Genomic DNA, 6,172 nt, shown 5'->3' on the forward strand with positions numbered 1-6,172 from the left:
TTTTAGTAAAAATGTCTGGCTTTCCCCGGGCCAGGCATTTTTTCGAATAAAAGGGAGTGACCTCGATGAATCAATTGGCAACTACTGTTTATATAGACGAGAGCAGCTATTATCTTGAGGTTTGTCTGGACCCATTTAACAAACGGATTAGAGTGGATGACTACCGTGGAAATCTAAAACAATTGCTGAGTAAGGTCGAGGAATTGGTCCATGAGCACCAATCGGAAAAATTAATAATAAAAGGGCGCAAGGAGGACATCATTCCTTTTTTTGAGTTTGGTCTTCAGCCTGAGGGCATGATTGATCGATATTTTCACGGTTCTGATGCCTATTTACTCACAAAATATTATACATCTGAACGAAAGAAAAACGATCATTGGGTTACCGAAGATGGTATGATTCACAGTATTTATCAGTTAAATGTTAATTCTCAAAAATCATTGCCACCAAAGGAATATGAGTTACGGAAAGTAAATGAAAGTTGTGCAGACGATCTTTCTACTTTGTATAAGCACGTTTTTCAAATTTATCCAACCCCATTACATGACCCGGCCTATATAAAAAAGACCATGAAGGAAGGAACGATTTATTATGGTTATTATTATAAGGGGAAAATCGTGAGCGCTGCGTCTGCGGAGTTGAATTTATTTTATAAAAATGCCGAGTTAACCGATTGTGCAACGCTAACGGAACATCGGAAATACGGGTTGATGAAATTGATCCTAATTGAACTGGAAAAGGAATTAAAACAAAAAGGTATCTATTGTGCCTATTCGATCGCCCGTGCATTATCGTTTGGGATGAATGCCGTGTTATTCCAATTGGGCTTTGCTTATCGGGGCAGGTTAATGAATAATGTCTATATTTATGACAAGCTTGAAAACATGAATATGTGGGTGAAAGATTTGGCAAGCTGCTAGGTATTTGGCTTTGCGTGCTGAAAATTAGGCACTGATTCATGTTGATGGGAATGGGGGGCAGACATGGTCCAATTAACTGCGTTAACGCAAGAAGTATTAACGGCAATTTTAAAAAGTATCGATGAAGGTATTCATGTTGTGAATATAGATGGAAAAACCATTTTTTATAATGAAGTGGCTGCCAGACATGATGGGATGGAAGTGAATGAGGTATTAGGAAAGCACCTATTTGAAGCCTTTCCTTCCCTTACAAAAGAATCCAGCACTTTATTGAAGGTGATTAAGTCGGGGAAGCCGATTTTTAACCAAACCCAGGAGTACGTTAATCTACATGGCTCGAGGATTGATACCATCAACACGACCTTGCCCATTTTTGTAGGGGAAGAAATCATTGGGGCTGTGGAGATTGCCAAGGATTATTCACGAATGAAAATTCTTTCGGAACGACTGCTTGATTTGCAAAGGGGATTAAATAAAACGGGCAGAAAAAAGACAACCAGACAAGTAAACTATACATTAAACGATCTTAAGACCATCCATCCTCTTTTTTTAAAATTAAAGGACGAAGCAAGGAAGCTGGCAAAATCAGATTCTCCGATTCTCGTATATGGTGAGAGCGGTACCGGTAAAGAGCTATTTGTCCAAGGAATTCATCATGAATCGTTACGAACAAATGGCGCGTTTATTGCGCAGAATTGTGCGGCAATCCCGGAAACATTGCTGGAGAGTATCCTGTTTGGTACTTCAAAGGGAAGTTATACAGGTGCGGTTGATCGCAAAGGTTTATTTGAGCTGGCCGACGGCGGTACCCTTTTTTTGGATGAATTACATACGATGCCCATTGAGCTTCAGGCCAAGTTGCTTAGAGTTTTGGAAGATGGCATGGTGAGAAGGGTGGGGAGCTCGGAAAATATTTTGGTGAACGTCAGAGTGATTGCCGCGATGAATGTCCATCCAAGCAAAGCTCTTCAAAATCAGAACTTGCGCTCCGATCTTTATTACCGTTTAAACGTATTTACTTTTTCCCTTCTTCCATTAAGAGAGAGGAAGGAGGATATCCTGTTTTTAACGGAATATTTTCTAAAAGAATTTAATAAAAAATTGCACAAAAACATTCATCAATTAGATCCAGAGTTGGAGCTGTTTCTCGAAGAATATCCTTGGCCTGGAAATGTCCGAGAATTAAAGCATACGTTGGAGTATATGATGAATGTGTGTGAAGGATCCAGTTTAACTTGCACAGATTTGCCATTCATGCTGCAGCAGCAAAGGCCAGTCATAAAGAAAGTTGAAAATAAGGAATGCATGTCATTAAGAAAAAATATCGACGATTTAGAAAAACGGTTAATTATCGATGCGATGAATCAATGTAATGGGAATGTCAAACATGCGGCAAAGCTGTTGGAAATTCCCAGACAAACTCTGCAATACAAATTGAAAAAGGTAGCCATTGAATGTGCCGAGTAATCGGCACGTTTTTTATTCTCATAAATAATGAATGCCTTAACAAAAGGGCTGTTACTACTTTTAGCGTTGGCACGTTCCTTGCATATTATTTAGTAAAGCATATGTAGGAGGAATGGTGCATGAAACAATTTTTATATAAGCCAGCGAGGTATTGGAAAGATATTGAACTATGGAAAGACGTGACGGAAGAGCAATGGAATGATTGGCTATGGCAACTAACGAATACCATTCGCACATTAGATGATTTGAAAAAGGTCATTCATTTGACGCCTGATGAAGAGGAGGGCGTTCGCATTTCAACCAAAACCATCCCGCTAAATATTACTCCTTATTATGCTTCACTCATGAATCCAGATGATCCGCGCTGTCCGATTCGCATGCAGTCTGTTCCAATCTCCAAGGAAATTTATAAAACGAAATATGATTTAGAAGATCCGCTTCATGAGGATGAAGATTCACCAGTCTCAGGGTTGACGCACCGCTATCCCGATCGTGTGCTGTTTTTGGTAACCAATCAGTGCTCGATGTATTGCCGCTATTGTACTAGACGACGCTTTTCCGGACAAATCGGAATGGGAGTCCCTAAAAAACAACTCGATGCTGCCATCTCCTATATTCGCCAAACACCACAAGTAAGAGATGTGTTAATATCCGGTGGTGACGGCCTGTTAATCAACGATAATATTTTGGAATATATCTTGAAAAACTTACGTGAAATTGATCATGTGGAAATAATTCGGATCGGTACAAGAGCTCCAGTAGTATTTCCGCAAAGGATTACCGAAAATCTTTGCAATATCCTGAAAAAATATCACCCCGTTTGGCTGAATACCCATTTTAACACTTCCATTGAAATCACCGAGGATTCTAAAAAAGCTTGTGAAATGCTCGCAAATGCCGGTGTACCTGTCGGGAACCAATCGGTCATTCTTGCCGGAATTAATGACAGTGTGCCGATTATGAAGCGCTTAATGCACGACCTCGTAAAAATTCGTGTCCGCCCTTACTACATTTATCAATGTGATTTATCAGAAGGGATTGGTCATTTCCGTGCTCCTGTCTCAAAAGGGTTGGAAATCATTGAGGGACTTCGCGGGCACACTAGCGGCTATGCTGTGCCAACCTTTGTCGTCGATGCTCCTGGCGGTGGCGGAAAAATTGCCCTGCAGCCCAATTATTTAATCTCTCAGAGTGCTGAAAAGGTTGTACTACGCAATTTTGAAGGGGTTATTACCTCCTATCCAGAGCCGGAAAATTACGTTCCGGGAAGAGCTGAGGGTTATTTTAAGGAAGTATATCCGGATATGGATGAGAAAAAATCGCTAATAGGTATCGCCGGCATCATGAACGATGAGCATTTCAATTTGATTCCTGAAGGGTTGTCACGATTAAATCGAAGAAATCAATATAATCAGGATCCATCTCATTCTACACTTAAAGATAAACGTGGCAAACGCGATGAAATGAAGGAAAAGAAATACCAGGCCATGGTGCAAAAAGATAGTCCATCTACAGAAAAATCTGAAGCCAACTCCGTAAACGAGTAGGAGGGATTTTGTTGAAAGAAATTTGTGAATGGTGCCAGGCACCAAATGCCGAAATGATCTCCGGTTCAGTTTATTGGGAATTGCCAGATGGAACAAGAGCAATTGAAATAACCGATGCTCCCACGATCACCTGTCCCGATTGTCAAATGGTGTATCAAAAAGAATCGATTGTGAAAGAAATCGAGGATCAATTATTTTTAATAGATTGTAAAAAGGTAGGCAAAACGATTACCTTTGAAGAATTAATGACCATACCTCGTTTATTAAAACGAAACTATTTTGATTTTTCCTGATAAATAAAGCAGCCTTTGGGCTGCTTTTGTTTTGAAAGACAAAACTTGGTATGGTGTTATGGGAACTGTCTTTCATTGGTGTGATGAAAGACAAAATGAGGTCGAGCCAAAAAGGAACTGTCTATCATCGGTATGATGAAAGACAAAATGAGGTCGAGCATAAATAGAACTGTCCTTCATCGGTGTGATGAAAGACAAAATGGGGTCGAGCCAAAAAGGAACTGTCTATCATCGGTGTGATGAAAGACAAAATGGGGTCGAGCCAAAAAGGAACTGTCTTTCATTGGTGTGATGAAAGACAAAATGGGATCGATCCAAAAAGGAACAGTACTTCATCGGGGTGATGAACAACGAAACTTGTAGGTTTAATGAAAACAGGCTGCCATTTGTTTTAAGAGGAAAACTAGACGAATAATGGAGAATCCTTTATAGTATTCGGTAATATGACGGAAAGTAGGTAACAATAGATGATCAAATCATTCTATCATTTTTTAATGAAATATCGTCATCCAAATCCAAAGGACTCTATTAGTCGTTTTGCTAATCACGCTTACATGGATCATGGGTTTCCGAAACATTCATTTGAATATGATGAACTAAGCTCCTATCTTGAACTGAATGGTCATTATTTGGAATCCATGGCAATTTTTGATGACGCATGGCAGCAATACCAGAATGCAGAAAAAAAGCACCAATATAAATGAAAATCGCCTTGATTGGGGCGATTTTTTCATTTTCTAAAAGCCATTCGCTTTTGAAAAAGCTCCCGCATATACTAATGTAAACAAACTTCAAGAAGTACAATTGAGAGGATGGGAGGAAATGGCGAGGAGAAAAAAACCAAAATATGTGATTGGCGATACAGTCGTGATTACCATATATGGAACAGTTGGTAAAATTACAGATGTTATGTTTCTAATTTTATTCGTTATAAAAAAATGAAAAATTTGAATATATATAACATATGGAGTGGAACGAAAAAATGGCATTGGCTGCAATATATTTGCGTTTATCAAGAAATGAGGAGCAATTGAATATTGAAGAAATATTAACAAGTCACCGAAATGCTCTAATTAAACTGGCCAACCAACATAAATTAACTTTTGACATATATCAAGAAATATCGAGTGGTGTTAATACTCAACGACCGGAAATGAATAATTTACTTAAAAAGTTAGATGAATACGATTATCTTTTAGTAATGGATATAGACCGGATTTCCCGTGACAATGCATATGCTGAACAGGTCAAAACGATGTTGATCGCTCACGATATTAAAATATTGACACCTCAAGGGGCTATTGATCTTACTCAAGAAAGTAATGAAATGCTATATTCATTCCAAGCAATGTTAGCAAATTTTGAATATAAACAAATTCGTAAGCGTTTGGGTAGAGGGCGTTTGGCCGCCGCTGAGCAAGGAAGGTGGACAATGAGTAATAAGGAACCATTGGGATATGAGAAAGACGAAAATCAACGTCTAGTCATTGTTGAAGAGGAAGCAAAAATAATCAGGCACATATTTGAAAAAACTTTAGAACGGGTTAGCGCGAATGAAATCGCCAAACAATTAGATACACTGGGGTGGAGAAGCAGGAGTGGCAAAGTTTTAACAACATCACATATTTCAGCAGCAAGAAGAAATGTTGTTTATTATGGGGTGGTCAAAGCTTGTAGAAGAGTTAATGGAAGAGTAGTTGATGAAGTATTTGTTGAAAATGCTCATGAACCAATTATTCCAAAGCCACAATGGTTAGAAGTTCAGAAAATACTGGATGAAAATACATTGGGTAATTTTTTTAATAAAAAGAAAGCAACACGAAGACTGCAAAACCTTATTCATTGTAACTGTTGTGGAAGAAAACGATACATTCAAGTGGATAGGGCAGCGAATGATTTTATAAAATCTTGTTTTTATAAAATAAGTAATAAAACTTGTAGAGAT

Annotated in this window: 6 protein-coding genes; all 6 read left to right on the top strand. The window is 38.5% G+C overall.

The window, feature by feature from the left end:
* Positions 1-65 precede the first annotated feature (65 nt).
* Positions 66-920: a putative beta-lysine N-acetyltransferase gene (ablB, locus tag V7083_RS17180; protein WP_335480086.1), complete on the top strand. Its 855-nt coding sequence runs from the start codon at positions 66-68 to the stop codon at positions 918-920.
* A 63-nt stretch (positions 921-983) separates the two neighbouring features.
* Positions 984-2,387 carry a sigma-54 interaction domain-containing protein gene (locus V7083_RS17185; protein WP_335480088.1) on the top strand — a complete coding sequence of 468 codons (1,404 nt, stop codon included), beginning with the start codon at positions 984-986 and terminating at the stop codon, positions 2,385-2,387.
* Positions 2,388-2,506: 119 nt separating this feature from the next.
* Complete coding sequence (gene ablA, locus V7083_RS17190; RefSeq protein ID WP_335480091.1) at positions 2,507-3,934, top strand: lysine 2,3-aminomutase; 1,428 nt, start codon at positions 2,507-2,509, stop codon at positions 3,932-3,934.
* A gap of 11 nt (positions 3,935-3,945) precedes the next feature.
* Positions 3,946-4,227 carry a YokU family protein gene (locus V7083_RS17195; RefSeq protein WP_335480094.1) on the top strand — a complete coding sequence of 94 codons (282 nt, stop codon included), beginning with the start codon at positions 3,946-3,948 and terminating at the stop codon, positions 4,225-4,227.
* A 470-nt stretch (positions 4,228-4,697) separates the two neighbouring features.
* Positions 4,698-4,931 carry a YozE family protein gene (locus tag V7083_RS17200; RefSeq protein ID WP_335480114.1) on the top strand — a complete coding sequence of 78 codons (234 nt, stop codon included), beginning with the start codon at positions 4,698-4,700 and terminating at the stop codon, positions 4,929-4,931.
* A 278-nt stretch (positions 4,932-5,209) separates the two neighbouring features.
* A partial coding sequence (locus tag V7083_RS17205) for a recombinase family protein (RefSeq protein WP_335480096.1) occupies positions 5,210-6,172 on the top strand: 963 nt, incomplete at its 3' end.

This window comes from Bacillus sp. JJ1764 (assembly GCF_036962145.1).
GTDB lineage: Bacteria > Bacillota > Bacilli > Bacillales > Cytobacillaceae > Neobacillus.